The sequence below is a fragment of the Mycobacterium shimoidei genome (assembly GCF_900417275.1).
In the GTDB taxonomy this organism is placed as follows: Bacteria; Actinomycetota; Actinomycetes; order Mycobacteriales; family Mycobacteriaceae; genus Mycobacterium; species Mycobacterium shimoidei.
Genome location: NZ_UEGW01000001.1, coordinates 3,586,476 through 3,613,236 on the forward strand (window position 1 = coordinate 3,586,476; position 26,761 = coordinate 3,613,236).

General features: G+C 65.8%; 28 protein-coding genes and 2 riboswitches. Of the genes, 3 read left to right on the forward strand and 25 right to left on the reverse strand.

Annotated features, from left to right (window positions below; genetic code table 11):
- Positions 1-18: 18 nt before the first annotated feature.
- Positions 19-140: riboswitch (glycine riboswitch) on the reverse strand.
- A gap of 2 nt (positions 141-142) precedes the next feature.
- Positions 143-240, reverse strand: a riboswitch (glycine riboswitch).
- 68 nt (positions 241-308) lie between these two features.
- The 11 genes from MSP7336_RS17325 to MSP7336_RS17375 all read right to left on the reverse strand — a co-directional run bounded on the left by MSP7336_RS17325 (position 309) and on the right by MSP7336_RS17375 (position 10,187).
- Positions 309-923: a MerR family transcriptional regulator gene (locus tag MSP7336_RS17325; RefSeq protein WP_069397591.1), complete on the reverse strand. Its 615-nt coding sequence runs from the start codon at positions 921-923 to the stop codon at positions 309-311.
- A 199-nt stretch (positions 924-1,122) separates the two neighbouring features.
- Positions 1,123-1,617, reverse strand: coding sequence for a bifunctional nuclease family protein (locus MSP7336_RS17330; RefSeq protein WP_069397592.1), 495 nt, complete (start codon positions 1,615-1,617; stop codon positions 1,123-1,125).
- 86 nt (positions 1,618-1,703) lie between these two features.
- A complete protein-coding gene (ftsR, locus tag MSP7336_RS17335) occupies positions 1,704-2,447 on the reverse strand; it encodes a transcriptional regulator FtsR (protein ID WP_069397593.1) in 744 nt (247 codons plus the stop codon).
- Positions 2,447-2,920, reverse strand: a complete 474-nt coding sequence (gene garA, locus MSP7336_RS17340) for a glycogen accumulation regulator GarA (protein ID WP_069397594.1) — start codon at positions 2,918-2,920, stop codon at positions 2,447-2,449. Before garA ends, ftsR begins: the two co-directional genes overlap by 1 nt.
- A 160-nt stretch (positions 2,921-3,080) precedes the next feature.
- Entirely contained in the window at positions 3,081-3,476 is a 396-nt protein-coding gene (gene gcvH / locus MSP7336_RS17345; protein ID WP_069397595.1) for a glycine cleavage system protein GcvH, read from the reverse strand.
- A gap of 23 nt (positions 3,477-3,499) precedes the next feature.
- Positions 3,500-4,312, reverse strand: coding sequence for a DUF881 domain-containing protein (locus MSP7336_RS17350; protein WP_069397596.1), 813 nt, complete (start codon positions 4,310-4,312; stop codon positions 3,500-3,502).
- A gap of 16 nt (positions 4,313-4,328) precedes the next feature.
- Positions 4,329-4,661: a small basic family protein gene (locus MSP7336_RS17355; protein ID WP_069397597.1), complete on the reverse strand. Its 333-nt coding sequence runs from the start codon at positions 4,659-4,661 to the stop codon at positions 4,329-4,331.
- Between the two features lie 29 nt (positions 4,662-4,690).
- Positions 4,691-5,602 (reverse strand): DUF881 domain-containing protein, encoded by a 912-nt coding sequence (locus MSP7336_RS17360; protein ID WP_113964213.1) that lies wholly within the window; start codon positions 5,600-5,602, stop codon positions 4,691-4,693.
- Positions 5,589-6,188 (reverse strand): CDP-alcohol phosphatidyltransferase family protein, encoded by a 600-nt coding sequence (locus MSP7336_RS17365; protein ID WP_069397599.1) that lies wholly within the window; start codon positions 6,186-6,188, stop codon positions 5,589-5,591. The genes MSP7336_RS17360 and MSP7336_RS17365 overlap by 14 nt, the downstream gene beginning before the upstream one ends.
- Positions 6,189-6,199: 11 nt before the next feature.
- On the reverse strand, positions 6,200-8,536 hold the full coding sequence (gene secA2, locus MSP7336_RS17370; RefSeq protein ID WP_069397600.1) for an accessory Sec system translocase SecA2: 2,337 nt from the start codon (positions 8,534-8,536) through the stop codon (positions 6,200-6,202).
- Between the two features lie 13 nt (positions 8,537-8,549).
- The gene (locus tag MSP7336_RS17375) at positions 8,550-10,187 is read right to left on the reverse strand and encodes an acetolactate synthase (RefSeq protein ID WP_069397601.1); all 1,638 of its coding nucleotides are present in this window, start codon (positions 10,185-10,187) and stop codon (positions 8,550-8,552) included.
- 70 nt (positions 10,188-10,257) lie between these two features.
- Between MSP7336_RS17375 and MSP7336_RS17380 the strand changes: the two genes are divergently transcribed.
- Complete coding sequence (locus MSP7336_RS17380) at positions 10,258-12,171, forward strand: ABC transporter ATP-binding protein/permease (protein ID WP_069397602.1); 1,914 nt, start codon at positions 10,258-10,260, stop codon at positions 12,169-12,171.
- Positions 12,172-12,278: 107 nt separating this feature from the next.
- Here the strand turns inward: MSP7336_RS17380 and MSP7336_RS17385 are convergent, their stop codons facing one another.
- From MSP7336_RS17385 to MSP7336_RS17395, 3 genes are all read right to left on the reverse strand, one after another.
- On the reverse strand, positions 12,279-13,733 hold the full coding sequence (locus MSP7336_RS17385; RefSeq protein WP_069397603.1) for an FAD-binding protein: 1,455 nt from the start codon (positions 13,731-13,733) through the stop codon (positions 12,279-12,281).
- Positions 13,730-14,230: a VOC family protein gene (locus tag MSP7336_RS17390; protein WP_069397626.1), complete on the reverse strand. Its 501-nt coding sequence runs from the start codon at positions 14,228-14,230 to the stop codon at positions 13,730-13,732. Before MSP7336_RS17390 ends, MSP7336_RS17385 begins: the two co-directional genes overlap by 4 nt.
- Before the next feature lie 72 nt (positions 14,231-14,302).
- Positions 14,303-14,989, reverse strand: coding sequence for a TetR/AcrR family transcriptional regulator (locus MSP7336_RS17395; RefSeq protein ID WP_069397604.1), 687 nt, complete (start codon positions 14,987-14,989; stop codon positions 14,303-14,305).
- A gap of 115 nt (positions 14,990-15,104) precedes the next feature.
- Here MSP7336_RS17395 and MSP7336_RS17400 point away from each other — a divergent pair, with 115 nt between their 5' ends.
- Positions 15,105-15,548 (forward strand): nitroreductase/quinone reductase family protein, encoded by a 444-nt coding sequence (locus MSP7336_RS17400; RefSeq protein WP_069397605.1) that lies wholly within the window; start codon positions 15,105-15,107, stop codon positions 15,546-15,548.
- A 4-nt stretch (positions 15,549-15,552) separates the two neighbouring features.
- On the opposite strand, the gene MSP7336_RS17405 is transcribed toward MSP7336_RS17400, so the two are convergent.
- The 3 genes from MSP7336_RS17405 to MSP7336_RS17415 all read right to left on the reverse strand — a co-directional run bounded on the left by MSP7336_RS17405 (position 15,553) and on the right by MSP7336_RS17415 (position 17,953).
- Positions 15,553-16,179 (reverse strand): Rv1815 family serine proteinase, encoded by a 627-nt coding sequence (locus MSP7336_RS17405; RefSeq protein ID WP_069397627.1) that lies wholly within the window; start codon positions 16,177-16,179, stop codon positions 15,553-15,555.
- A 128-nt stretch (positions 16,180-16,307) separates the two neighbouring features.
- Entirely contained in the window at positions 16,308-16,919 is a 612-nt protein-coding gene (locus tag MSP7336_RS17410) for a LysM peptidoglycan-binding domain-containing protein (protein ID WP_069397606.1), read from the reverse strand.
- Between the two features lie 92 nt (positions 16,920-17,011).
- Complete coding sequence (locus MSP7336_RS17415) at positions 17,012-17,953, reverse strand: sterol desaturase family protein (protein ID WP_069397607.1); 942 nt, start codon at positions 17,951-17,953, stop codon at positions 17,012-17,014.
- Between the two features lie 68 nt (positions 17,954-18,021).
- Between MSP7336_RS17415 and MSP7336_RS17420 the strand changes: the two genes are divergently transcribed.
- The gene (locus MSP7336_RS17420; protein ID WP_113964214.1) at positions 18,022-18,942 is read left to right on the forward strand and encodes an alpha/beta hydrolase fold domain-containing protein; all 921 of its coding nucleotides are present in this window, start codon (positions 18,022-18,024) and stop codon (positions 18,940-18,942) included.
- A 25-nt stretch (positions 18,943-18,967) separates the two neighbouring features.
- Here the strand turns inward: MSP7336_RS17420 and MSP7336_RS17425 are convergent, their stop codons facing one another.
- The 8 genes from MSP7336_RS17425 to MSP7336_RS17460 all read right to left on the reverse strand — a co-directional run bounded on the left by MSP7336_RS17425 (position 18,968) and on the right by MSP7336_RS17460 (position 26,710).
- Complete coding sequence (locus MSP7336_RS17425; protein ID WP_113964215.1) at positions 18,968-19,696, reverse strand: MgtC/SapB family protein; 729 nt, start codon at positions 19,694-19,696, stop codon at positions 18,968-18,970.
- Positions 19,697-19,742: 46 nt separating this feature from the next.
- On the reverse strand, positions 19,743-21,101 hold the full coding sequence (locus MSP7336_RS17430) for a PPE family protein (protein WP_113964216.1): 1,359 nt from the start codon (positions 21,099-21,101) through the stop codon (positions 19,743-19,745).
- Between the two features lie 7 nt (positions 21,102-21,108).
- On the reverse strand, positions 21,109-22,332 hold the full coding sequence (locus tag MSP7336_RS17435) for a PPE family protein (protein WP_069397628.1): 1,224 nt from the start codon (positions 22,330-22,332) through the stop codon (positions 21,109-21,111).
- A gap of 194 nt (positions 22,333-22,526) precedes the next feature.
- The gene (locus MSP7336_RS17440) at positions 22,527-23,114 is read right to left on the reverse strand and encodes a TetR/AcrR family transcriptional regulator (protein ID WP_113964217.1); all 588 of its coding nucleotides are present in this window, start codon (positions 23,112-23,114) and stop codon (positions 22,527-22,529) included.
- A 79-nt stretch (positions 23,115-23,193) separates the two neighbouring features.
- Positions 23,194-23,493: a PE family protein gene (locus MSP7336_RS17445; RefSeq protein ID WP_113964218.1), complete on the reverse strand. Its 300-nt coding sequence runs from the start codon at positions 23,491-23,493 to the stop codon at positions 23,194-23,196.
- Between the two features lie 25 nt (positions 23,494-23,518).
- Entirely contained in the window at positions 23,519-23,839 is a 321-nt protein-coding gene (locus MSP7336_RS17450; protein ID WP_113964219.1) for a DUF732 domain-containing protein, read from the reverse strand.
- A 123-nt stretch (positions 23,840-23,962) separates the two neighbouring features.
- Positions 23,963-25,360: a PPE family protein gene (locus MSP7336_RS17455; protein ID WP_113964220.1), complete on the reverse strand. Its 1,398-nt coding sequence runs from the start codon at positions 25,358-25,360 to the stop codon at positions 23,963-23,965.
- 48 nt (positions 25,361-25,408) lie between these two features.
- On the reverse strand, positions 25,409-26,710 hold the full coding sequence (locus MSP7336_RS17460; RefSeq protein WP_069397614.1) for a PPE family protein: 1,302 nt from the start codon (positions 26,708-26,710) through the stop codon (positions 25,409-25,411).
- Positions 26,711-26,761 lie beyond the last annotated feature (51 nt).

The following is a 26,761-nucleotide window of genomic DNA, read 5'->3' on the forward strand; positions in this document are numbered from 1 at the left end:
TGGGTAGAGGACGGCCGTTCCTCTCCCTCTGTCTTTACCCGCGCCGGGCGCCTGAGAGATTCGGCGCCGCGCCGCGACGCGGTGCCTTTCCCCATCGGCGGGCGGCTCGAAGCAGACGAGCCACCGCTTTCCAGAGGCATCGTGGCCTGGCGCGGTCCTGGTGCCTGAGAGGTTGACGGAGAGGTGTTGCTCCTTCGGCGTCCGTGGCTGGCGGTCACGGAACTCTCCCGCGCGAGGGCGATGCGGGGTTCAGTCTACTGGGGCGTCCGCCACCGGCGCGAGCTCAGCACGCTCGCGAAACGACGCGGTTAGCCGATTTTTCGGTCGCGGTGCTTGCGGCGGGACGCCAACTCGTCTTCCGGCGCAGCGATCGATTCGCCGCCGTCGGCGCGTTCCCCGGGGAAGTCGGCGATCGCGCCGGTCAGCTCCCGCATCGCTCCGGAAACGGCGATGCCGAACACACCCTGGCCGCCCTGCAGCAGGTCGACGACCTCCTCGGCGGATGTGCACTCGTAAACCGTGGTGCCATCGGAGAACAGCGTGATGTTGGCCAGGTCCTGCACACCGCGTTGGCGCAGGTGGTCGACGGCGACCCGGATGTTGTGCAGCGAGATACCGGTGTCCAGGAGCCGCTTGACGATCTTGAGAACCAGGATGTCTTTGAACGAATACAACCGCTGGCTGCCAGATCCGGCCGCGCTGCGGATCGACGGCACCACCAGCGAGGTACGCGCCCAGTAGTCCAGCTGGCGATAGGTGATTCCAGCGATCTGGCAGGCGCTCGGACCACGGTAACCGACCAGTTCGTCGGGCACGGAATCGTCGGGAAACAGGCCGGCCTGGACCGGTTCGCTCGGGGTGCTGGCGGTCTGGTCGGTTCCGGTCTCGAGGTCCAACTGATCCTGACGTGGTTGATCGCCCACAGTGCTTCCTCTCGCCGATCGCGTTTGCTCAGGCCGAGTGTCTGTGAGCATACGCTTTGGACGCTCTGTCGTGTTTGTAGAACTGATCCGGTTCGTCATCAAAGTATGGCCGCCGGACGGGGAGTCGGCCCTGCATCTTCGGGGCGTGTCGACGCCGAACTCGCAGATGAGACCCATCCGTAATCTTGGGTCTGGGTCGTCAGGTCGCCTTGAAGTCGTCCGGGGACACGCTGTCGAGAAATTCTTTGAACTTCTCCACCTCGTCCTCGCGTACGGCGCTGCTCGGCTCCTCGTCGGTCTCGTCCGGAATCAGCAGGCCCGCTTCGGCAAGCACCGACTCCTCCACGTAGATCGGCACACCGACCCGCAGCGCGATGGCCACCGAGTCCGACGGCCGCGCCGACACCGTGATGTTGCGGTCAAAGATCAAGTCGGCGTAGAAGGTGCCTTCCTGCAGGTCGACGATTCGCACCTCTTTCAGCGAATGCCCAAGCGCGGCAATCAGATCACGGATCAGGTCATGTGTCAGAGGGCGTGGCGGCTCGACACCTTGCTGCTCAAGGGCGATTGCCGCCGCCTCAGACTGGCCGATCCAGATCGGCAGATAGCGATCACCATTGGCTTCACGCAGCAACAGCACTGGCTGGTTCTGCGGCTGCTCGACGCGAATGCCGACGACGCGAACTTCACCCATTTGTGTCTGCCCTCCGCAACTGCTGCCGTATCCCACTCAGACCCGGGTTCTGCCGGCCACTAACCCGTCGAGAAAAGTCTAGTCCTTCAACGGTGCAGAACGTCGCGCACAGCCGACTTGATCAACGACGTGTGCAAGGTGATCGCCAGCGCGGCCACCTCCCGGGCCAAGTCGTCGGCCCGGTCCCGGGCCCCGGCTTTACCGGCCTTGACCAGTGGGCCCGCGATCTGCGCGATGAGGTCCGATTGGCGGTCTGCCGCGGAGCGGAATGCCCGCAGGTGGCGTGGCTCCACCCCGTATTCGGAAAGCGCCCGGGCGCATTGCAGGATCACCACCGCGTGCTCGTCGAAAAACCCACCCGGCCCGGTGGTGATCACTCCCGCCTTGAGCAGCGCGGTCAGCAGCTCGTTCTCGACTCCGGCGCGCTCCAGCAGGTCCTCGCGGCTCAGCCGCACCGCGGTGGGTGCCACCGCTGCCGGATCGGAACCGGTGCCTATGGCCCCGTTGCCGACCACCGACACCAATCGCGGTACGCCATAAGGCGATCCGGACTGCGGAAGTTCCCCGTCGGGCAACGCGTCCAGCTGCGCCTTGATCACCTTCAAGGGCAGGTAGTGGTCCCGCTGGGCGGTGAGAATGAAACGCAGTCGCGCGCAGTCATAAGCAGTGAATCGGCGATACCCCGATGCGGAGCGCTGCGGGGTGACCAGGCCTTCGGCCTCCAGGAAGCGAATCTTGGAGATGGTCACATCCGGGAATTCCGGCCGTAGCGCCTCGAGCACCGCTCCGATCGACATCCCGGCCAGCGGGGGGGTATCGGGCGCGGTCACTAGCTTCCCGGTCCCCCGTCGTTGTCGCCGGGCTTCGGGCCGGTCAAGAAGACCAGGCGGAACTTTCCGATCTGGACTTCGTCGCCGTTGGCCAGCACCGCGGAGTCAACCGGCTCCCGATTGACGTACGTACCGTTGAGGCTGCCGACGTCGACGACATGAAACTCATCGTTTTCCAACCGGAACTCGGCGTGCCGGCGGCTCACGGTGACGTCGTCGAGGAAGATGTCGCTGTCGGGATGACGACCGGCCGACGTGGTCGCCTGGTCGAGCAGGAAGCGCGACCCCGCGTTGGGGCCACGTTTGACGACCAACAACGCCGAGCCGACCGGCAGCCCTTCGACGCCGGAAACCGCACTCTCACCGGCCGCCTGTGCCGGGGCGTCCAGTTCATTGAGGAAGTCAGCCCGGAAGACGGATGTCGTCTCCACCGTGACTTCATCAGAGGTCTGGTCGTTGTCCTTTTCCGTCACCCGCTGCTCCTCACTGGCCGCTGTGGCGTTGTCTGGTCAAGCCAGGTCGGCCGATTCCCCACCGGCTTGATCGTGGTGTGTCGACCGTACCGCGCACGGGTCCGCAATGGGCCAACCACCACACGTTCTGCACATCCGCGTCGGGCACCCTAACAATTCTCTACTCGGTCAGCGTCCCGCGGTAGGCCTCGGCGTCCAGCAGTGCCGAGAAGCTCTCCTCGATGGCGGCCGGGTCGAGCTGGAGGTCCACCATCCAGCCTGCGCCGTACGGGTCGGAGTTCACCAATTGCGGACTGCCCTCCAGATCGCTGTTGACGGCAATGACTTTCGCCGAGACCGGCGCAAACAGGTCCGACACGGATTTGGTCGATTCCACCTCGCCGAACGATTCGCCGGCGGTCACCTCGGTACCGACGTCGGGCAGTTGGACGAACACGACGTCGCCCAGTGCGGACTGTGCGAAGTCCGTGATCCCCACCCGCACGCTGTCCTCGCCGGTGCGGCGAACCCACTCGTGTTCGGCGGTGTAGTGCAGGTCGGGCGGGATTTCGCTCACGGGGCTTCCTATTCTTCGGTTGCTCACTTGACGGGCTGAGCGTATTGGCGCGGTTTTGGTTGTCGCAAGGCGGTGACTTCCACATGGTCGGATTGCTGCACCGTCATGGTGCCGCCGACGCGTTTGACGCTGTCGACCGCGCCGCCGGGAATGTTCATCGCTGCGGCCAGCGTTGGCGGATCCCCAATGGCCAGAACCGAATACGGCGGTGAAAGAGTCTTGCTGTCGACAGTCAGGGCACCAGGCGCGCCGATCACCCAGGTGTCCACACCGACCCGGACGGCCTGACGTGCATCCCGAATTTCAAGGGCCTCAGCGCCGGCGGCGCGCAGTTCGTTGATCACATCGAGCACGGCTTCGGGCGCCACACCGGGGCCCGGGTCGCTGATGGTCACGGTGACGCCCGGGCCGGTGGCGCCGACGGTTCCGATCAGGATGGACAGCGCAGCCAGTCTGGCCTGAGCGTTTTCGATGGCGGCCTGATCGCCGCTGCCGGAGGCCTGCAGCGAGGCCAATGTGCGCTGCAGTTCAGTCACCTCGGTATTGAGGGTGGCTTCGCGTTGTCGCAGCGAATCCAGTAGTACCAGCAGGTCCGCGGGCCGCGCGGTGTCCAGGGCATCGCCCGATTCGTTTTGCCGCACCTGGGTGACGATGGCGATACCGAGCAGCACACACAGCAGGATTGCCAGTACCCCGAACATCATGCTGCCCCGCCGCAGCATGCCCGGCAGTTGGCGCCGCGCCTGACGCGGCGGCAGTTCGTGCCTGCCGTGCTGGGCGTCGTCGGCGTCGGTGTTGCCGTCCGGTGGTGCACCGTTGGGATCTGACTTGGTCACCGCAATCTCACATTCGTCACGCCCCGAAAAGCCTGCGCCGCAGGGCGGCCGCGTTGCCGAAGATGCGAATGCCCAACACGACAATGATCGCCGTGGACAACTGTGTGCCGACGCCTAACTGGTCTCCGAGGTAGACGATCAACGCCGCCACCAAGACATTGAACACGAACGACACCACAAAGACCTTCGGGTCGAAGATCCGCTCCAAGTAAGCGCGCAGCCCGCCGAACACCGCGTCCAGTGCAGCGACCACCGCGATGGGCAAATACGGTTGGACGGCGTCGGGCACGCTGGGGTGGAACACCACGCCCAGTACGATGCCCACCAGGAGTGCCACAACACCGATCACCGGAAACCGTCTCCTCGAAATACAGACAACTAGGTCCCAATCTGTTTGGCGAACTTGACATCTCGAACTGCGCCAGCCGGCAATGTCAGACCGTCACGGGCGCTTACGTTGACCTCGACACCGTAGGAGGCTTCCAGCAGCCGCAGGCGGTGCAGGCCGGGGCTGCTGTCGAAGACATCCTGCATGCCGCGTGGTGGCCCGATCGCCAGGATCGTGTAGGGGCTGGCGACCGGATTGTTGTCCACCAGGATCGCGCCGCCGGCTTGCCGGATCGTCATGTTCGGTCCGATCCGGACACCACCGAGCGCGATCGCCTCAGCGCCGCTGGCCCACAACGAGTTCACCACCAGCTGTAGGTCGCGGTCGAGGATGATCTGCTTGCTGCCGGCCACCCGTTCTTTGGACACGTCGGACAGATTCGGGCCGACGCCCGGGTCGGTCACCGTCACGCTCAGCCCCGGACCGATCACGGCAGTGCTGGCGGCGGAAAGGCTGAGCGCGTCGAGGCGAGCCAGCAGCCGCTGGCCTTCCGCGTCATTGACGAGTGCGCGTCGCTGAATGTCGTCGACCTGGCTGGTGAGCTGATTGCGGCGGGCGGTGAGCTCGGCGGTGGACGCCTCCTCGGCGCGCACACTGCCTACCAGCACCTGCCGGGCGGCGCTTACCCCGGGCGCCAGCAACCGGGCCTGCGCGGCCGCGACGCCGAACACGACTGCCACCAACAGTGCCGCCAGCGCCTTCCACGCCCAGTCGACGACGGATGGTCGTGGGCCGCTGCGCTCCCGCGCGGCGGCCGCGGCCGCGTATCCGGGATCCAGGTGCTCGGAGAGCAACGCCCGCAGCAGCGACGGCACCGGGAGGAGCTGCGGACGTCCCGCCTCGTGGATGTTGCGGCCCGCCTCGGGGTCATAGCCGCCGAGCGCCTGGTCAGCCATGAGCACCTCGGGCCGGCACCCTGGGCAATCGGCGCACCACCAGCACCATCTGGGCCACGTAAAGCACGAACGACCACAGGTACATGTACATGCCCCAGATCAGAAACGCCAAACCGACGGCGAGCACCACCCGACTCCACCGGGCGTCCCACTGGCCCAACAGAATCAGCGGGAATGCCGACATCAGCGCGAACGTCGCGGCCTTTCCCAGATAGATGACCGGCAGCGCCGTGAAGCCGCGGCTTCGCAGCACCGGCAACTCCGCGGCCAGCAGCACATCACGCGCCAGCAGCACCCCGATGACCCACCACGGCACGATGCCACGCAGCCCGAACGCGATCGGGACCGTGATCATGTACAGCCGGTCAACCGCCGGATCCAGCAGTTCACCGAACTTCGACGACTGGTTGAGCAGCCGGGCGATCTTCCCGTCCGCCCAATCGGAGGCGCCGGTGAACATCAGAATCGCCACCGCCCAGCCGTCACGATGAGCAAACAGCAGGTACACGAAAACCGGGATCAGCACCAACCGGATTGCGCTCAGCGCGTTGGGCACCGTCAGCACCCGGTCCTGCGCCGGCCCGCGCCTCATGAGGGCTGACCCTATCTGAAGATCCCCGGCAAGCTCAGCACGGACAGCGACTCGTCCTCCAGCGGGTTGTCGTGCACCATGTACGTCCACGTCGACGTCGGCCGCGCCAGCTTGGACAGGTCCACACCCGGTTCCTCCTCGATGGTCGGCGACGTTTCGAAGGTCTGCTGGGCCGCCTCGATCGCGTCGGCGGCCAGCGACGCGAACGCGTCGACCGCCATCCGGTGGAATTCGTCGAGCGGATTCTGCCGGCCAAGCGCCCGCAGGTGAATGCTCTCGCGGATATCGGCCAGGTAAGCCAAATGGTCGGCCCAGCCGCGGTCGAGGTGATAGAGCATGATCAGCCGGCAGATCTTCTCCAGCTGCTCTTCGGACAGCGTCTTGGACAACTCTTCGTAGCGCTCGGGTGCCAGGTCGGCCAGCTCCTCGCGCGCAGCCGGGGTGGAAAGCAACGTGTTTCGGCGCTCGACGATGATGGCGCGTTGCTGGGCGATCAACTGGTTGTAGCGCCAGGTGTTGGCGTGCACGTCGAGCATCCGGCCCTCGGCGATGCGCTGGGCATGATCCAGCAGGCCGGCCGCCTTCCCGCTGACGATCCGGCCGTCCTCGTCGGTGGCCATCGGCAGCTTGTTGGGATCGAGGTTGGCGGCGACGACGTCGTCCTCCCAGCTGGAAAAGAACACCGACGAACCGGGATCGCCCTGACGCCCGGCACGTCCACGCAGCTGGTTGTCCAGTCGTTCGGTGTTGTGGCGGCCGGTCCCGATCACGTGCAGTCCGCCCAGCTCCGCCACCTTGTCATGGTCGGCCTCGTCGGAGCCGCCCAGCCGGATATCGGTGCCGCGGCCGGCCATCTGGGTCGACACCGTCACCGCACCGAGCTTGCCGGCCTCGGCGATCACCCGGGCCTCCTCGGCGTCGTTCTTCGCGTTGAGTACCACCGCGGGAACACCGCGACGCAGCAGCCGTTCGTAGAGTTCCTCGGATTCGGCGACATCACGGGTGCCGACCAGCACCGGTTGGCCGGTTTCGTGCACCTCGATGATGTGCTCGATGATCGCGTCGTTCTTGGCGGCCGCGGTGATGTAGACCCGGTCGGCTTCGTCTTGGCGAATGTTGGGAGTATTCGGCGGAATTGGCGACACGCCGAGCTTGTAGAACTGGCGCAGCTGTTCACCGGCGGCCAGCGCCGTGCCGGTCATCCCGCACACCGTCTCGTACCGGTTGATCAGGGCCTGCACCGTGATGGTGTCGAGCACCTCGCCGGTCTCGGTGGTTTCGATGCCCTCCTTGGCCTCCACCGCGGCCTGCAGACCATCGGGCCAGCGCTGCAGTTGGGCGATGCGGCCGCGCGATGCGTTGATCAGGTGCACGGCGTTGTCGCGCACGATGTAGTGCACGTCGCGTTGCAACAGCACGTGGGCGTGCAGGGCCACGTTGACCTCGGTGAGGGTCGTGCCGACGTGCTCCTCGGAGTACAGGTCGATACCCCCCAGCGCCTCTTCGATTCGACGCGCGCCCTCCTCGGTCAAGTGCACGTTGCGGCCCTCGGCGTCGGTGCCGAAGTAGCTGTCGGCGTCCTCGCCGCTGACCAACTCGCCGACCAGCCGGATGATCTCCAGCCGCGGTGTTTCGCGATGGGTGGTCCCGGCCAGCACCAGCGGCACCAGTGCCTCGTCGACGAGCACCGAGTCGGCCTCGTCTATCAGGGCCACGTCCGGATTCGGCGACACCAAGTCCTCGACGTCGGTGACCAGCTGGTCGCGCAGCACGTCGAAGCCGATCTCGTTGACCGACGCGTAGGTGACGTCGCACTTGTAGGCCGCTCGACGCTCCTCGGCCGTTGATTCAGCGGTGATCCAGCCGACCGTGAGACCCAGCGCCTCGATCAGCGGACCCATCCACTCGGCGTCGCGGCGGGCCAGGTAGTCGTTGATGGTGACGACGTGCACGTGCCGTCCGGCCAGCGCGTAGCCGGCGGCCGCAATGGCCCCGGACAGGGTCTTGCCTTCGCCAGTCGCCATTTCAATGACGTCGCCGGCCAGCATGCGCAACGCGCCGAGCAGTTGCACGTCGAACGGGCGCAGCCCGGTGGATCGCTCCGCGGCTTCGCGGGCGATGGCCAGAAATTGGGGGATGTCCGGCGACTCGGCGAGGTCCTCGAGGTCGAGCAGCCCCGCGGCTTGCTTCAACTGGTCGTCGTCGAGGCCGGCGGCCTTTTCGTCGTACTCGGCGGAGGCGCCGACCTCGGCGAGCGAACGATTCTGGTTCTTCTCGGTGGTGGCGCCCAGCAGCTGCCAGAACCTGCTGGCTAGCCGGCCTGGTTTAGCGCTAGTCGTCTTCGGCACAGCACAACCGTACTCACGCCAGGTTGGATCGGCGGGGATAGGCGACGGCGGGATCGGTCAGCACATTGACGACGGCGGGTAGCCCGCTAGCGAACGCGCGCTCGAGGGCCGGCCGCAACTCGGCGGGCGTCGACACCAGCTCGCCATGGCCGCCCAGCGCGCGCACCACGTCGTCGTAGCGAGTGCCCGGCCGCAATTCGGCCACCACCGAATAACCGTAGAGCGCCTCCATCGGATGCTTCTCCAACGCCCAGATGCCGTTGTTGCCGATCACCGAAACGACCTGGACGCCGTGGCGGACCAGCGTGTCCCATTCCATCCCGGAGAACCCGAAAGCGCCGTCGCCCTGGAGCAGCACGACCTGGCGATCGGGCCGGGCCAGTTTGGCGGCCAGAGCGTAACCGGGCCCGGAACCGAGACAACCGAACGGGCCGCTGTCCAGCCAGGCGCCCGGAACGTAGCTGTCGATCACCCGGCCCGCGTACGAGCCGAAATCGCCGGCATCGACAACCACGATCGCGTCGCGGTCCAGCAACGGCGCCAGCTCGGCGTAGACCCGCATCGGGTGTAACGGTGTCCGGTCGTCGGCCAGTTCGGCTTGTTCGCCGTCGCGCGCGGCCGATTCGGTGGCGCGCAGATCGCTGACCCAATCGTCGTGGCCGGGCTGCCCGCTTTCACGCAACGCCGACAGGATTGCGGACACATCGCCGTAGAGTTCGGCCGTGACCGGCCGCGGATGCTGGCGGTCGGGTTTTGCCCGGTCGACCACGATCAGCTGGGTGTCCGGTCCGAAGACCCCGCCGAAGCCCAACCGGAAATCCATCGGAACTCCGAGCACCACTGCAACATCAGCCTCTTTCAAGGCTTTTGAGCGTGCCCGTGAGAACGCCAACGGGTGATCGGCGGGCACGGTGCCGCGGGCCATCCCGTTCATCAACACCGGTATTCGCCGTTGCTCCACCAGCTGCAGCAGCGCGGCCTCCGCGTGCGCCCACCACACATTGGTGCCCGCCATGATCACCGGCCGCCGCGCGCCGGCAAGCAGATTGGCGGCGCGATCGAGGGCATTGCCGTCGGGCGCCGGGGCCGGGGGCAGGTCGGTCAGCGCGCCGGGGCGCGGATCGTCCGCCGACTGGGAAAACACGTGGTCCATCGGGAAGTCGACGAACGCCACCCCCGACGGGGCGCCGACGGTGGCCCGCAGCGCGGTATCGACCAGCTCGCACACCGCGTCGGCGGACTGCGCGGTGGCCGCGAAGCGGGTCAACGGCGCCACGAACGGCACGTGGTCGATCTCCTGCAGCGATCCCATGCCCCACCGCGCTGCGGGGGCCCGGCCGCCAAGCACCAGCAGCGGTGAGGCATTCTGCTGCGCGGCTGCCATCGCGCTCATCCCGTTGGTGACGCCAGGACCGGCCGTCAACGCCGCCACGCCGGGCAGCCGCGTCACCTTCGACCAGCCTTCGGCCGCGAAAGCTGCGGTCTGCTCGTGCCGGGTGTCGATCAGCCGGATGCCCTCGCTGCGGCAGCCGTCGTAAATGGAAAATAAATGACCACCTGAGAGGGTGAACATCGTGTCGATGCCGCTGGCCTTCAGTCGTCGTGCGACGAGCTGGCCGGCGTGCAGGGTTGTGGGAGCGTCAATAGTCATCCTGACGCGAGCCTAGTCATCCCTGCTGTAGCTTCGCCCGGGAAAGTTTGATCGAGGAGAGAGTCGGGCCGTGGAGCTTTTCAAGCCGTCCATCGACTGGGGTCATGCGCTAACGGAGTCGGTGTCCTGGATTGCGCTGGCGTGGGCGACCACCGCGGTGTGCGTAGTCGTCGTGCTGGTGGTGCTGCGATTCGTCACCCCGTGGGGTCACCAATTCTGGCGGATCAGCGGCGACTACTTCATCGGCCGGCAAAGCATCCCGGTGTGGACCATGCTCGGCGTCCTGCTGCTGTCGGTGATCATCAACGTGCGGCTCACCGTGTTGTTCAGCTATCAGTCCAATGATCTGAACTCCTCCGTTCAGACCGCCGTGCAGGGCATGGCAACCCACAATGACGCCGTGAAACAGTCTGGGGTTCATGGGTTTTGGATGTCACTTTTGATCTTCAGCATCATGGCGGTGTTGCACGTCATGCGGGTGATGCTCGACATCTACCTGACCCAGCGGTTCATCGTGGCATGGCGGGTATGGCTAACTGACCGGCTCACTGGCGATTGGTTGGACGGGCGGTCCTACTACCGCGCACGATTCATCGATGCCACCATCGACAACCCGGACCAGCGCATCCAGCAGGACATCGACATATTCACCGCCAATGTGGGTCCCACACCCAACGTGCCGTCCAATGGCACCGGCACCACCCTGCTTTTCGGCGGGATTCAGCAGATCCTGACCATGATTTCGTTCACCGCCATCCTGTGGAACCTGTCGGGGACGCTGACCGTTTTCGGGGTGGACATGCCGAGGGCGATGTTCTGGGTCGTCATCCTCTACGTGTTCGTAGTGACGATCATCGCGTTCTGGATCGGCCGGCCGCTGATTTGGCTGAGTTTCCGTAATGAGCTCACCAACGCCGCATTCCGCTATGCGCTGGTCCGGTTGCGCGACGCCGCCGAAGCGGTCGGGTTCTACCGCGGTGAGCGCGCCGAACGGGTGCAACTGTCTCAGCGGTTCCGCCCCATCATCGACAACTACCTGCGGTACGTGAACCGGACGATCGGATTCGCCGGGTGGAACCTCTCGGCAAGCCAGGCGATTGTCCCGTTGCCCTGGGTGTTGCAGGCGCCCCGGCTGTTCGCCGGCCAGATCAAATTCGGCGACGTCATTCAGACCGCGACCGCTTTCGGCAACATCCAGGAGGGACTGTCGTTCTTCCGCCAGGCCTACGACCAGTTCGCCAGCTACCGGGCCGCCATCATCCGGCTCTACGGACTGGTCGAGGCCGACGAGCAGGCGCGTGAGTTACCCGAAATCCACACCACCGCAAGCGTTGACGACGCCGTCGACATCGAGGGCCTCGAGGTGCGAACGCCCGACGGCGACCAGCTGATCGACTCGCTGGACGTACACCTCGACAGCGGCGACGCATTGGTGATCACCGGGCGTTCGGGCAGCGGCAAGACCACCTTGCTGCGCAGCCTCGCCGAGTTGTGGCCGTACGCCTCGGGCACCTTGCGCCGACCCGATGCCGAGAACGAGACAATGTTCCTCTCGCAGCTGCCCTACGTGCCGCTGGGCGATCTGCGCGCGGTGGTGTCGTATCCGGGTTCGTCGGGTGACATCCCCGACCAGCAGTTGCGTGACATGTTGGTCAAAGTGGTGCTCCCGCACCTGGTGGACCGTCTTGATGAGGAAGAAGACTGGGCGAAAGTCCTCTCCCCGGGCGAGCAGCAGCGAGTCGCTTTCGCGCGTGTACTGCTGACCAAGCCCAAGGCCGTATTCCTCGACGAGGCCACCTCGGCGCTGGACGAGGGGCTCGAGATGACCCTGTATCAGTTGCTGCGCAACGAGTTACCGAACACCATCGTGGTCAGCGTCAGCCACCGCAGCACGGTCGAGCAGCATCACGATCGACGCCTGCAACTGCTCGGCGAAGGCCGGTGGCAGCTCAGCCGCGTGGAAGACGAGCCAGTCCAGGTGTAGCGAGAGCTCCGCTCCCCTAATCTCCTTCGCCGAGCGGGCGCAAAACGACGGCGCTTGCGGCGTGTCGGCGTACAAACACGCCCGCTCGCGCCAAGGGTTGCCAAGGGTTACCCGGCTGCGGCGTGGGCGCCGGCGCGACGGCCGAAAAAGGAGCCCTCACCGAGCTGGGTTCCACTGGCGTAACCCTTGCCGTCCTGGGCGATATTGGACGCACAGGCTCCCGCCGCATACAGGCCGTCGATCACGCTGCCGTCCTCGCGCAAGACCTGACCATCGACCGAGGTGGCCAGCCCGCCGATGGTGAACCCCGCATACATAGCCTTGCCCAGCGACAGGTCGAATGCGCCCCAGGGCCCCTTATCTTGCGGCGCAAGGAATTCCGGCTGCTTGTGAAAATCAGGATCCTCACCACGAGCGGCGAACTCGTTGTAGCGGTCCAGCGTCGCAACCAGATTACCTGACGGAATACCCAGCGCCGCTTCCATTTCCGGGACGGTCTCCCAGCCGTCGATCAGTGGGATGAGCGGCACTTGGGGCGGCCGTAGATGCGCTTCGTCGACGATCAGGAAGGCCGCGCTGTCGGGTTGGTCCATCACGAAACCCGAAGTGCGGGAATGGTAAGAGTCTTCGGCGACGAACCGCTTGCCGAGCTTGTTGACGATGATCCCGGTCAGCAGTATCGACGGCGGATACGCCGGGGCGGTGATGAAGATCTGGTCCATGTGCCGGGTGGCGCCGCCCGCTGAGATCCCCAACCGGATACCGAGCCCGTCGTCGTAGGTGTTGCCCAAAACGAACGGCTTCTCGGCCAATTTGGGCGTGTACTTCGCTACCATCTCCGGGTTCATCACGAATCCGCCCGCGGCGATGATCACCGCCTTGGCCCGGATTGCTCCGGTGTCCGCGAAGTGCTTCCAGGTCACTCCCCTCACCGCCCCCGACCCGTCGAGAACCAATGCCGTCGCACCGGTTTCGTAGCGGATCTGCACACCGAGGTTCTCGGCGCGTTTGAGCAACAGGTCGATCACCAGCTTCGCGCCTTCGGTATCGCCGGGCACCGGCACCTTGTGCCCGCGTGGGGCGGGCACCGCCTGTTCCTTGAACGGCCACACCTTCTCATTACCGGTGAACATCAGACCTTCGGTGTTGGGCTGAATCACCGCCTTCTCCGGGTAGAAACTGCGCTCGAACTGAAAGCCCAAGTCCTCCAACCAATTGAAGTGTTCGACGCTGCCCTCGCAGTAGGCGCGAATCTTGTCGTGATCGGGTTCGCGTGACACCGCGACCAGATACTTGTACATCTCCTCGGGCGAATCGTCATGACCGGTGGCCCGTTGAACCGCGGTCCCACCGCCGAGATAGAAGTGCCCGCCGGCCATCACGGTGGTGCCGCCGGCCGCAGCGGCACGCTCCAGCACCAAGACCCGCGCACCGGCGGCGGCTGCGCTCACCGCCGCACAGCCACCGGCGATGCCGAAGCCGATAACGACGACGTCGACGTCGTCCGACCAGGCCTCTACCTCGTCCGCGTTGACCGTCGCCGGGATGTCGGTACCACTCACCGCTGCTCCTGTTTGATGTAGTCGAAGAACTGCCGGATCTCCGGACTGATGTGCGCGATCTCCACAAACGGCACCCCGGCCTGCGGGTCAGACACATAGGCGAACCGCATGCCCCCGGGCATCACGCCCTGCTGCACCACGCCGGCACCGTGTTGGGTCGCTTCGGTCAGCATCGCGGCAAACCGCTCGGTGGTTTCCGCCTCGACGCAGATGTGGTGCAGACCGGGGCCGCAATCACGCAGAAAGTCACTATAGATGTTAGGACCGCGGACCGGTTCGATCAGCTCCAGCTGCATATCGCCGAGATAGCTCAGCGAAATACTTGCGACAAAGTCGGCCGGCCGGCCGAGGTAGCTGCAAGTGTCCGGGGCGAAGTGCACGTCGGCCATCCGAATCCACTTCTTGACCCCTAATAGGCTGGTGAGAGCGGTTTCCGTGACATCCAGATCGCGAGTCACCCAGGCGATCTGGACCGGCGATCCAACAGTTAGGGCCATCGTTTCGCAGAATAGCCCAGCGCTTGCCGTGAGCAGGAGCCACTGCACCGCCGAGGCATGGATGAACACGTTCTAATTCGGCTGCGTCAACATGCCGACCAGCAGCCGAACCTGGGTATCGAACATCGTCTGCGCGTCAGTCAGCGTGTCGGAACCGTATTGCCCGAAGACCTCAAGGCTGATGGCGCCGACGATACCGGCCCAGATTGCGAAACACTTGGCGACGACGGGATCATCGCCGGGAAAGCTGAACTCGTGGCGGAGTCGCTCGAAATCCGACGACATCGGTTGAGACACAGCCTCATTCGTCAACACGATGTCGCCGGTTTCGATGCCGGCGGCGACCGCATCGAGCAACGCCCCGATCACCCTGGTGCCCGGTCCGAGCGTTCGCTCGGCCGGCGCTTGATAGCCAGGCACCGGGCTGCCGTACAGCAGCGCCCAACTGGCCGGGTGGGTGACGGCCCAGTTGCGGGTGGCGTGCGCGATCGCGATGACGTCGTCGCTCCACAGGTCGGGCATCGCGTCGCGGGCTGCGTCGACGGCATCGGCGAGGTCGGAATACGCGTCGACCAGCAGCAGCGTCAACAACTCGTCTCGGCTGCCCACATAGCGGTACACCGCCGAAGACACCATGCCCAGGTCGCGGGCGATCGCGCGCAGTGACAGCCCGGCGGCGCCGCGTTCCACCAGGTGACGCCGGCCAAGCTCGATGATCTGCTTTTCGATCCGCTCTCGCGATTCGCGCCGTTTGCCCATCGAGACCAGTGTGACACAACCGAGAACACTGCTCTTGATTTTTCTCCGCTGGTGTGGCAGCCTCAAATTTCTGAGAGCACTGCTCTCTAAACATCAGGAGACCGGAGGGTGCGCCATGCCAGTGCGATACGACGAACCAAACCGAGTGGCCCGGGCCGCCAATGCGGTCATCCGGTGGCTCGCCGAAGGAGGGATCAGCCTGGCGGGCACCCGGGCAATTCGCGTGCGCGGCCGCAGGACCGGAAAGCCGCAGGGTGTGGTGGTCAATGTCTTGACCGTCGACGACGTGGACTACCTGGTGTCGCCCCGCGGCAACACGCAGTGGGCGCGCAACCTGCGGGCCGCCGGCAGCCTCGAACTGGGTCCGCGCTGGCGCAGCCGGCACAGAAGTGCCACGGAGGTCGCCGACGCTGACAAACCGGAGCTGTTGAAGCGCTACCTGGACCGGTGGTACTGGCAGGTCAAGGGGCATGTCGCCGGTTTGACTCCCGCCTCCAACGAGCAGGAGCTGCGCGCGGCGGCACCGTCGATCCCGGTTTTCGCGCTGACGCCGCAGTGACCGATCAGGCGGGCCTGGCCGGAGGTCCCCCACCGTCCTCGAGTATCTGCTGCGACGCCGACCGCCACGACACCGCGGCGGGGTAGTCACCCCATGTGCTGTTGAAAATCCCGACTATCCGGGCCGGACCGCCGGGGCCGCCCAGATACACAGGCCCGCCGGAATCGCCTTTTTGACTGACGACGCCGCCGGTCATGGTGAACCACCCGTTGTTGACGCTTTCGACGGTTCCGCAGCTCTCGCCGGTGACCACGCCGAAATGGCAGACGCCGTCGCCGGGCTTGACGACCAGCCCGGGGTCCGATTCCAGCGGGCGCCCGCCGGGCAGGATGTTGTTCGCCGTCACCTCCGGGACCAGCACGATCGACTCGTAATCGATGATCTGCTGATCAGTGGCCACCGTCGCGCCGTTGGGGGTGTTGTCCCGGAACGCCGCGAGGTGACCGATCACGTGGTTGTCCTTGTCGGTGACTGGCCCATCGCCGTGGCAATGACCGGCCGTGAACGCCACGCGTAGCTCGGGATCGACGAAACCCAGGGTGCACAGGTGAGTGCCCTGGTGAATTTCCATCCCCGGAAACACCAACACGGGATCGGCGGTAGCCACCGCCGCAGGCCGCAGCCCGGCCATCAGCGCCCCAGCGGTGACTACCGCAACGAACCCCCGCAAGACCAAGCGGCGCACCGTCGACTCCGATCACTAGGGGCCGACGTGGTGCCGGCCTCCTAGTTAGGTTATCGACGTTAGGCTTGCAAATGTCAGGGAATCGTTAGCACCTGTCCCGGGTAGATCAGGTCGGGGTTGGAAATCCCGCTGGCATCGGCGATCGTCTGGTATTTGCTGCCGTCGCCGTAGAAGCGCTCCGCAATGGCCCACAGTGTGTCGCCGGATACGACGGTGTAGGTCCGCGGCGCGGGCTGCGGCTCTGGAGCCGATGCGGCCACTGGTTCGGCTGCCGGTTCGGCTTCCGGCGCGGGAACCGGCTCTTGCGCGGCAGTTGTGACTTCGGCAGCCTGCGGTTCCGGCGGAGGCGGAGCGTCGGTCTCGGTCTTGGTCGACCATGCCGGCCCGTCGGCTGCGTACAGCACCAGATTGCGGTCGTCCTGCAGGACGAGCTTCGTCTTCTTTTTGCCTTTAGTATCGGTGTGCCACACCGGTTTATCGGCGGTGTAGAGCACGAAATTTCCGTCGCGCTGAACCTCAGCGCGCACCACATTTTGACCGTCGGTGCCCGTCGCCCAGATCGCCTTGCCGCGCGAGGCCAGCACCAGGTTGCCGTCGTCTTGCAAGGTCAAGGTGTAAGCCCCGTTGTTCGAAGTGAGCGATTCCCCCTTTACGAGTTTTTGGCCTTCGGTAAGCGTGTCTGCCATAGGATTCCCTTCTCCTCGGGGTGCGCGATCGGGACCGACCGGGCGTCGACACCAAATGGACGACGAGCAAAAGCCTACTGATCTTGGTTTTGCTAGGCCAGGTTTCGGCTCGCCGCAATCGAATCCAATTGGCGAACGGCAGGTGAATTCGCCGGCTCCCAGCCGGGCGGCCCGAAGACGTAACCGAGCCGATCACGCAGTCTGCTCGCCGCGCGCAGGTCGCGCAGAATCGCCAGGTATTCGTGGGTCTGCAACTTCCAGATGTTGAACGTGTCGACCTGCTTGGTCAGCCCGTAGTGCGGCCGGAACGTCTCGGCCTGAAAGCTTCCGAACATCCGGTCCCAGATGATCAGAATGCCGCCGTAGTTCTTGTCGAGGTATTCCGGATCCATTCCGTGATGCACCCGGTGATGCGACGGCGTGTTCAAGACGAATTCGAATGGCCGCGGCAGCCGGTCGATCCGTTCTGTGTGCACCCAAAACTGGTAGATCAGGTTGACCGAAAAGCTGACGAATACCATCCACGGCGGAATTCCCAACAGCGGCAACGGTATCCACATCAGGATCTCTCCGCTGTTGTTCCATTTCTGCCGCAGCGCGGTGGCGAAGTTGAAGTATTGGCTGGAGTGATGGGCCTGGTGGGTGGCCCAGATCAGCCGTACCCGGTGGGCGATGCGGTGATAGCAGTAGTACAGCAGGTCGACCCCGAGGATCGCGACGACCCAGGTGTGCCACTGGGTTGCCGACAGGTGCCAGGGCGCCAGATATGCGTAGATCGCCGCATAGCCGAGCAGGGCCACGAATTTCCAGCCGGCCGTGGTGGCCACCGATACCAACCCCATCGAGATGCTCGCCCATGAGTCACGGGGATGATAGGCACCGGACGGTGGCCTGGCGGCGGCCTCGATGTGTTCGAGTTTGCGCGCCGCGGCCCACTCGAGAATCAACAGCAGCAAGAAGAACGGGATCGCGAACAGCACCGGGTCACGCATTTGCTCCGGCAGCACGGACAAGAACTCCGCGATCGCATTCACACCAGATACTTTAGGCCGTCGCGGCCAATCTCTTGGCGTGCAGCCGCCGGCGGTCCAGACTGGCGCTGATGAAGGCGATCGACCGTACGACGCTCAAGCCGAGCCTCTCCCAGCGGTTGCTGCGCTCCACCGGGGTGCGGCACCGGCTCTTCCCCGCGGCAAAGCTGGATCAGTGGGCTGCCCATCCCCGTCAGCCGTACACGGGTCGGCCATCCAAACGGGTCCTGAAGAAAATCCAGGTCGAACGCGCCGATCTCGACGGTCGCCCGGTATACCACGTCAGCCCACGGCTGGTGGACGGCGCCGAGCTCACCGGTCACCTGCTGTACCTGCACGGTGGCGCCTATGTGCTCGACCTGCTGCCACACTTTCACTGGCCGGCCATTGCCAAACTGGTCAACACTTTGCGGCGCACCGCCACCGTGCCGATCTACCCGATCGCGCCCGAACATACCTACCGCGAGGTGTTCCCGTTCCTGCTGCACGTCTACCAACGGCTGCTGGAGACACATGCATCGGAATCGATTGCGTTTATGGGTGATTCAGCGGGCGGTGGGATGGCATTCGCGTTGTGTCACGCGGTCCGCGACGCCGGCCTGCCGCAGCCGAGCGACGCGGTGCTGCTCTCGCCGTGGATGCATGTCGCGCTTCCCGACCCCGCCGTGCCGGCCGTCGCCAAGGTCGATCCGCTGCTGAACTTGGATGATCTGCGCGCCGCTGGAATTCGTTACGCCGGTGGCGATCCGCTGGACACCGTTCTGGTCAGCCCGAGCGTCGGACCGCTGAATGGGCTACCGCGGCTGACGGTGTTCACCGGCACCCACGATGTGCTCAATCCCGATGCCCGCGCGTTTCATCAACGCGCAACCGCTGACGGGCTCGACATCAACTGGTATGAGCGGCCCGGAGCCATGCACGTGTGGATGTTCTTGCCCGGGCCTCACGCCGGTGCGGCGTTGACCCAGATCCGACAGGTGTTAAACGGTTGAGCGGCGCAATCCGCTGCGCGCGAGACTAGCTCCGTTGGGCCACCGGCGGCATCGGCTCGTCTTGATCCCCCGCATACCAGTGCACGGCCTGAACGCCTGGCTGCAGGGACAGTTCTGCGACGAGCTTCTCCAGCCGGGCGGGGGCGTGACCGTCGCTGAGCAGATATGCGGTCAATGCGACGGTGTCATCGCCGGTGCGGCCGGTATGGATCCCGCGCAGCACGAAGTCGTTGCCGCTGGTGCGCTGGACGATCTGGGCGCGCACATACTTTTCGGATTTCGGGCGGCACACCAGCTGCAGCTGGTAGGGCTGGTCGTCCTCGTCCTCTTCCACCACTTTGTCGCGGTCGATCAAGTGCCCGAGCGGGCGTCCCAGCAGGTGGATCCCGACGATCGTGCCGGTGGCGATCAAAGCGAAGACCAGGTGACCGGCGGCCGCAAGCACGCCGACGGCTGCTGAACACCACAGTGTTGCCGCCGTGTTGAGCCCGCGGACGTTGAATCCCTCGCGCAGGATCACACCCCCGCCGAGAAAGCCCACCCCCGACACGACGTAGGACGCAACTCTGGTCGGGCTGGAGTCGTTGGCAGCGACCGAGTAAAGCACGAACAGCGTTGCGCCCGTGGCAACCAGCGCATTGGTGCGCAGGCCGGCCCGCCGCGCCTGCCACTGCCGTTCGAATCCGATGAGTGCACCGCACCCCAGCCCGACGCCCAGCCGCAGCGTGAAGTCGGCGATGCTCAGCGTCTGCATCCCTCTAGTGTGGCCGACCTGGGCAACGACCGCGCGACGGCCTCGGTCAGATCGGCGGCGGCTGGCGAGATGTCGACTTGCCCTTGTTCGATACGTGCACGGCGTGGATGCCCGGCTTCTTCGACAACTGCGCGAGCAGACTCTCAAGCTGCGTTTCGTCGGTATGCCAGTGCTGCACCGACTCGGGCTTCTGGGACATCTCGGCCAGCACGCGCTCGAGCTTGTCCGACTTCTTGTTCTCGGTGTTGTCGGTCTTGTCCTTGTTGTCGGTGAGCGGGCGCCCGACCCGCCCGACACCGCCGGCGACCGCTTGAGGGGCGGCGGCGCCCAGGGCACTTCCGGCCATGCCCGCCAGGGCCAACTGACTGAACAGGCCACCCGAACCCTCCGCGACCACGGCGGGTGCGGCCCCCACACTGGTGCTCTGTAACACGCTGGCCGCCAGACGGATCGTCGGGGTGGCCGCAGCCCAGCTGGGCGGCACCGACATTGCGCCGACCGCAGCCGCCTCGCCCAGGCCGGCCGACACCGCTCCGCCGGCCGCACCCAGGCTGGTGACACCGGCCACGTGAGTCGTCGACGCCAGACCGGCTGCCAGCGATCCCGCCGCCGCGGCTCCTGTCCCGGTCTGGACCGCCCGCACCCCCTGCACCAACCCGTAGATGACGGTGAGCAGGATGTCGTTGGCCGGCAGCAGCAGCTTGGGTATCGCCTCGAGATATGAACTGATCTGCGCAACCGACGGGAGCTCCGCCTGGGCCGGCGCGGCGAGGCTTTGCAGCGCCTGGGGAACCCCGGCGATCAGTTGGGCGAGCGTGGTTTGGGTGTTGGCGCCGGCGGTTTGCCCGGCGGCCGCGGCCTGGACGGCCAACCCACCCGGGTTGGTGGTCTGCGGCGCCGCGGTGAACGGCGTTACCTGCGAGGCGCTGGCGGATTGCGCGGCATAGCCGTACATCGCGGCGGCGTCCTCGGCCCACATCTCCCCGTACTGCGCCTCGGTGGCCGCGATCGCCACGGTGTTCTGCCCGAAGATGTTGGTCGCCACCAACGACGCCAGCTGGGCGCGGTTGGCCGCGATCACCGGAGGCGGTACCACCGCGGCGAACGCGGTCTCGAAGGCCGCGGCCGCCGACCTGGCCTGGGCGGCGGTCTGCTCGGCCTGCGCCGCGGTGCTGTTCATCCAGGCCGCGTACGGGGCGGCGGCAGCCGACATCGCCGTCGCGGAGGGGCCCTGCCACGATTCGTCGGTCAACCCGGTGATCGCCGACGTGTAGGCGACCGCGGCGGCCCGCAGTTCGGCGGCCAGCGCGTCCCAGGCCGCCGCGGCGGACACCAGCGATTCCGGTCCGGGACCGGCATACATGCGCCCGGAGTTGATCTCCGGCGGTAATGCTCCGAAATCCATCGCTACCTCACTCGTCCGCCGGGATCACGATGATGGTGGCCGTGCTGGCGGCGTCGCCGCCGATGGAGACGCCCGTGGTACCGCCCGCCGAGCGCGCCACGCCGCCGCCGGTACCGACCAAGGCCCGTCCAGCCATACCGGACAGGGCCGCCTGGCTGAACAGGCTCCCCGAGCCGTCGGCCATCGCCGCGGGAGCGGCCGCGAGGCTGGTGCTCGGCACCACGAATGCGGCCGGCCTGATGGCCGGCGCGGCCGTGGCCCAGCTCTGCGGCACCGACAGCTTGCCGACCAGGCCGGCCTGGTTGAGCCCCGCCGAGACGGACGAGCCGACGCCGACCGTCCCCAGCGCGGGTGTCGCCGGACCGAGCTCGCCGGCCAGTAATCCGCTGGTCGCGGCCGGGATCGCAGACGCCTTGGCTACTGCGCCGGCGAGGTTCTGTCCCGCCATGGGCAGCAGCACGTTCTGGAAACCCAGCAGATAGGGCACACCGGCGATCGGGAAATACGAAATCGGCGATGTCGGGCCGGTGATCAAATCCAAGAATGCGAACAGCGGCGATTCGGCCTGAGCGGGCGCCGCGGCCGCAACGGGCGACGTGAGATTCTGCAGGGCGGTCGGCACCGCGGAGATCAGCTGCGTCAACGTCGTCTGCGCGGTTCCCCCCACCTGCGCAACGGCGTTCGACTGTGCCGCCAAGCCGGCGGCGTTGGTGGTCTGGGGCGGTTCAGCGAACGGTGTCAGCTGGGTGGCACTTGCCGAGGAAGCCGCGTAGGCGTACATCGCGGCGGCGTCCTGCGCCCACATTTCGGCGTAATGGAACTCGGTGGCCGCGATGGCCGCGGTGTTTTGCCCCAGGAAGTTGGTGGCGATCAGCGCCGCCAGCAGCGCGCGATTGGCGGCGATCACCGGCGGAGGAACCATGGCGGTGAACGCGGCCTCGTATGCGGCCGCCGCGGCCCGGGCCTGACCGGCAGTCTGCTCAGCCTGTGCGGCGCTGGTAGCCATCCAGTGCACATAGGGCGCGACGGCCGCCGCCATCATCGCCGACGTCGGGCCATACCAGGATCCGCTGGTCAGACCCTCGATCACTTCCTGATACGACGACGCTGTGGTGCCCAATTCTGTCGCCACCGCATCCCAGGCTGCGGCGGCGGTGAGCATTGGTCCTGATCCGGGACCCGCGTACATCAGGCCGGAGTTGATTTCCGGCGGTAGCGCTCCGAAATCCATCGCGACACCCCTTCGTTGGCCGTGGACGTGCTGGTGGTCATAATGGGCGCCGACAAAGCTTCCCGCGGACAAATCGCTTATCCGAAACATCGGCAGCGGCTTTCCCATCGCGCCGATTATGAGGGCCCGCAGGATGTCGAAGACTGGGACATCCCAGCGTCGATGCTGCGAAATTGCTGGCAATCCGCGCTATTTCAGCGCGTTAGAGGTGGGATCACCGTGTCGACGATGACGGCGAGGTGACGCCCGGTCGGCGGCGCGCCGGTGAGCTGCATGTACTGGTTGATTAATGCCGGCCCGACCCGGCAGGTGAATGGGGTCAGCGTTTCCGGGTCGATTTCGCCGTTGCCGACGGCGGTCCGCAGGATCGTTTCGATGAGCTGCAGCCGTGGGGTCAGCACGGCGTCGGCCCAGATTGCACGTAGCTCGGGTTCGTGGAAGAGCTCGCCAACGATCGCCAGACTGGGAAATGCCGTCTTGCCGGCCAGCAAGTCGCGGTGGCTGGTCAACACGGTCAGCAGGTTTTCGCGGGCAGACTTGTCGGCGCGGAGCTCGGGCAACGGTGGCGATGCGTAGCGCAGCGCAGCTCGCACAAGATCATGTTTGCTGGGCCAGCGGCGATACAGCGCGGCCTTGCCGGTACGCGCTCGCGCCGCAACCCCTTTCATGGTCAGCCGCGCGTATCCGACGGCAGTCAGCTCGGCCAGGATCGCGTGATAGAGCGCGTCCTCGAACTCATCACCGCGACGGCGGCTGCGAATCGCCTTGGTCTGCTGCGCCATTTAGTTGATAGTAGACCCGACTCGTCACATCCGGCGGGCCGTGACCATGCACCCGAAATCGATTGCTGCGACCCTGGTTTTAGTCGGCGGCGGCCGTGTTCGCGGCCTCGGTGGCCGCATACGAATCGGCACTGGTCACCAAAGTATCCACAACTATCTGGTGAATCGCGATCGCCTGGGCGCCGACTGTCTGGTACACCTGGGCGTGGACGGCGAACTGGGCCGCGGTGATCGCCGACACCTCATCGGCGGCAGCCGGAACCACGCCCGTCGTCGGCCCCGCCGCAGCGGCATTGTGGGCGCTCATTGCCGAGCCGATCCCGGCCAGATTCCCGGCCGCCGCCGCCAACACTTCTGGTTGTGTGGTCACGAAAGACACGAGTTCTCCTTAAGCTGTGGAGTTCTCAGCTCGCAGCGAGTTGTTGCGGACAATAGAATCTTGCTGCGATCATGGCGAAATCGGACGCATCGTCCATACTGAATCCTGGGTTGCGGGTTTTCAGCTCGTGGACGAGCGCCAGGCCGGACATGCCGTTATTCAAGCACCCGCACACTGATTGAGCAGTTCCGATGGCCTGACCCGGAGTGGGATAACTGATCCCGGCCTGGTTCAGAGCAGCGATGAAGGCCGCGTCGTTACCGCCGCCTTCGCCCGGGTCAGCATAGGCCGGCGCGGCAAGACCGATCACCGCGAAAATGCCAAATATCCCAAGTCGCAATCGCATAACTCATCCTTTCGGTGCCGAAGAATTCACGTTTCGTCTGGTGGCCGATGCAGAGTGCCTCTGTACCAATGACATTGGGCTGTGGCCCGGTCGTCGGAATCGCTGCAGCGGATGCCATTTGGATTAGCCCAACCGTGCATCCGGCTGCACAACCCTGCCCTTGCCGCCTTTGGTCAGATGCACCGCATGGATTCCGGGCTTTTTCGAAAGCTGTTCGAGCAGACTGTCAAGGCCGTCCTGATCGACGGAGTGGTGCTGCACACTTTCGGGCTTGTCCGATATTTGCGCGACCAGCTGTTTCAGCTGCTCGGGCGTATGGCGATCTTTGAGGTCTTTGAACGGAGCGAGACGGGCGCGAACACCGGTGCTGCTCAGAGCGCTGGGAGCCCCGGCACCCACCGCGCTGCCGAGCATTCCCGCCGCAGACGCGGAGCTGAGCAGCGCTCCTTCGCCCAGCGCGGCGGCCGGCACGGTCTGTGGCCCGGCAGCTGACAACGCCGCCGCGACCGTCCGGATGGCCGGGGTGGCCGTGGCCCAAGTCGGCGGGACTGACAACTTTCCGACCAGCGTGCCGGCATTTCCCATGTTCGCCGACACCGCGCCGCTCAGCCAGCCCCGGCCCCACCAAGGACCCGCGAGCCCACCACCCAGCCCGTCCACCGGGGGCAAGCCAAATCCCGGCGCCGGGGCGAACTTCAGGAATTGCGACACCGGAAGGTTGACGAGCAGCCCGATGTCGTTGAACGCGGTCGTGAAGCCGAGTGGGGTTTTTATGGCGGTGTAGAGGGCCGTGATCGTCGACGCCCCGGATGGCCCGAAGAGGGAGTTGAGCAGCCCATTCATCGTGTCGGTGTAGTCGGTGGACAGGTCTGCCAGCCACTGCAGCAAAGGCGAACCCGCATAGGCTGCTGTCGAGGCGAGCGATTGCGCACCGGTGCCGGCGGCGCTGCCAGCGGCTTGCGCCACTGCCGCCCCCTGGTTGGCCGCCCCGCCGGGGCTGGTCGTCTGCGGCGGCGCGGTGAACGGCGTCAACTTGGAGGCGGCCGCCGACGATGCCGCGTACGTATCCATCGCCAGGGCGTCCTGCGCCCACATTTCTGCGTATTGGGCTTCGGTGGCCGCGATCGCCGCGGTGTTCTGCCCAAAGACATTGGTCGAGACAAGCGACGCCAACTGGGCGCGGTTGGCCGCGATCACCGGTGGAGGCACATGCGCGGCGAACGCAGCCTCATAGGCGCTGGCCGCCGCGGTGGCCTGGCTCGCGGCCTCGTGGGCCTGGGCGGCGGTCTGTTGCATCCAGCTCACGTACGGGGTGATCGCGGCCACCATGCTCAGCGACGACGGCCCGATCCACGGGCCGCTGGCCAGGGCCGAGATCACCGACGAATAGGACGCCGCCGCCGACTGCAGATCGGTGGCCAACCCGTCCCAGGCCGCCGCTGCGGCCAGCATTGAATCCGATCCGGGACCGGCATACATCCGGCCTGAGTTGAACTCCGGCGGAAACGCTGCGAAAAACATGCCTATCCCCCTGATGTGGTTGTGTGCGGCGTCATGGCAGTCACGGGGTCAGTCCTCAAGGGCCGGGATCACGATGATGGTGGCCGCGGCCGGGTCAGCCTGGGTGACGACACCGCCCAGCGAACCCGCTCCCGCGGCAGCACCGCCCACCGAACGGGTCGCGGTGGCAGCGACAGCGCGTCCGGCCAGGCTGGACAACGCCATCTGGCTGAAGACGCCGCCCTCGCCGGCGATTGACGCCGTTGGGGCCGCGGCCAAGTTGGTGGGTAGCGCCGCAGCGAGTGTTCTGATCGCCGGAGCGGCTTCGGCCCAGCCCTGTGGCACCGACAAACTTCCGACCACCGCCGCGCGACCAATCGCCCCCGATACCGGCACGCCAGCGGAGCTCAGCATCGGGTTGGCCGGCTCCACCAGCGGAGCCAGCGCCCCGGTGATGGGCTTCGGGCCCGCGAGGAAAGACGCGACGCCCTGCCCATTTTGGGCGTACGAATAGACCTGCCCGAACGACAGGAACGGACCGCCGGGTATGGAGGTGAGACCTTGCAGCGAGTACGGCCCGTTGACGATGGTCGAAAAGATTGTGTTCCAGTTGGTCAGGTCCGTCTCGAGTCCCGGTGGCAGCGACAAATCGAATAGCTGCGGCAAGGCGAGTTCGGACAACAGATTCGTCGATCCCGTCGTCGGCGACTCCGCCAAACCGGTTGCCAGGCCCTGCAGGGCATTCGGCAACGAGTTGATCAACTGGCTGAGCTGTGTGCTGATGTTCAATCCGCTTGCACTGCCGGCCTGAGTAACCGCAGACGCTTGCAACGCGGTCCCGGCCGTATTGGTGGTCTGGGGCGGCTCGGTGAACGGTGTCAATTGCGTTGCGGCCGCAGCAGATCCGGCGTAGCCGTACATGGCCGCGGCATCCTGAGCCCACATCTCGGCGTAGTGGAATTCGGTGGCCGCGATGGCCGGCGTGTTCTGCCCCAAAAAGTTGGTCGCGATCAGCATCGCCAACAGAGCGCGGTTCGCCGCGATCACCGGCGGCGGAACGGTTGCAGCGAACGCGGTTTCATACGCGGCTGCCGCCGCCGTGGCCTGCGCAGCCGTTTGTTCGGCCTGCGCCGCAATCATGTTCATCCAGCCGATAAACGGCGCTACCGCTGCGGCCATCGACGCCGAAGACGGCCCTTGCCACGGTCCGCCGATAAGCGCGTCGATCACCGATTGGTAGGACGATGCCGCTAAGCTCAATTCGCTGGCGAGCCCCTCCCAGGCCGCGGCAGCGGCCAACATTGGGCCCGGCCCAGGGCCGGTATACATCCGGCCCGAATTGATCTCCGGTGGTAACAGGCCAAAATCCATGTTTTTACCTCAAGCGCCCGTGCGCGAGCAGCAACCGATCACTAGCCATCA

Excerpts from the sequence above, each read along its gene's own strand:
- MSP7336_RS17425 (WP_113964215.1), bottom strand. The coding sequence starts at position 19,696 with ATGCAGACGCTGAGCATCGCCGACTTCACGCTGCGGCTGGGCGTCGGG.
- MSP7336_RS17405 (WP_069397627.1), bottom strand. The coding sequence starts at position 16,179 with ATGGCCGGGCTGCGGCCTGCGGCGGTGGCTACCGCCGATCCCGTGTTG.
- MSP7336_RS17330 (WP_069397592.1), bottom strand. The coding sequence starts at position 1,617 with ATGGGTGAAGTTCGCGTCGTCGGCATTCGCGTCGAGCAGCCGCAGAAC.
- MSP7336_RS17410 (WP_069397606.1), bottom strand. The coding sequence starts at position 16,919 with ATGGCAGACACGCTTACCGAAGGCCAAAAACTCGTAAAGGGGGAATCG.
- MSP7336_RS17420 (WP_113964214.1), top strand. The coding sequence starts at position 18,022 with ATGAAGGCGATCGACCGTACGACGCTCAAGCCGAGCCTCTCCCAGCGG.
- MSP7336_RS17450 (WP_113964219.1), bottom strand. The coding sequence starts at position 23,839 with ATGCGATTGCGACTTGGGATATTTGGCATTTTCGCGGTGATCGGTCTT.
- MSP7336_RS17365 (WP_069397599.1), bottom strand. The coding sequence starts at position 6,188 with ATGAGGCGCGGGCCGGCGCAGGACCGGGTGCTGACGGTGCCCAACGCG.
- MSP7336_RS17455 (WP_113964220.1), bottom strand. The coding sequence starts at position 25,360 with ATGTTTTTCGCAGCGTTTCCGCCGGAGTTCAACTCAGGCCGGATGTAT.
- MSP7336_RS17390 (WP_069397626.1), bottom strand. The coding sequence starts at position 14,230 with ATGGCCCTAACTGTTGGATCGCCGGTCCAGATCGCCTGGGTGACTCGC.
- MSP7336_RS17375 (WP_069397601.1), bottom strand. The coding sequence starts at position 10,187 with ATGACTATTGACGCTCCCACAACCCTGCACGCCGGCCAGCTCGTCGCA.
- MSP7336_RS17400 (WP_069397605.1), top strand. The coding sequence starts at position 15,105 with ATGCCAGTGCGATACGACGAACCAAACCGAGTGGCCCGGGCCGCCAAT.
- MSP7336_RS17435 (WP_069397628.1), bottom strand. The coding sequence starts at position 22,332 with ATGGATTTCGGAGCGCTACCGCCGGAAATCAACTCCGGCCTGATGTAC.
- MSP7336_RS17440 (WP_113964217.1), bottom strand. The coding sequence starts at position 23,114 with ATGGCGCAGCAGACCAAGGCGATTCGCAGCCGCCGTCGCGGTGATGAG.
- MSP7336_RS17395 (WP_069397604.1), bottom strand. The coding sequence starts at position 14,989 with ATGGGCAAACGGCGCGAATCGCGAGAGCGGATCGAAAAGCAGATCATC.
- MSP7336_RS17430 (WP_113964216.1), bottom strand. The coding sequence starts at position 21,101 with ATGGATTTCGGAGCATTACCGCCGGAGATCAACTCCGGGCGCATGTAT.
- MSP7336_RS17460 (WP_069397614.1), bottom strand. The coding sequence starts at position 26,710 with ATGGATTTTGGCCTGTTACCACCGGAGATCAATTCGGGCCGGATGTAT.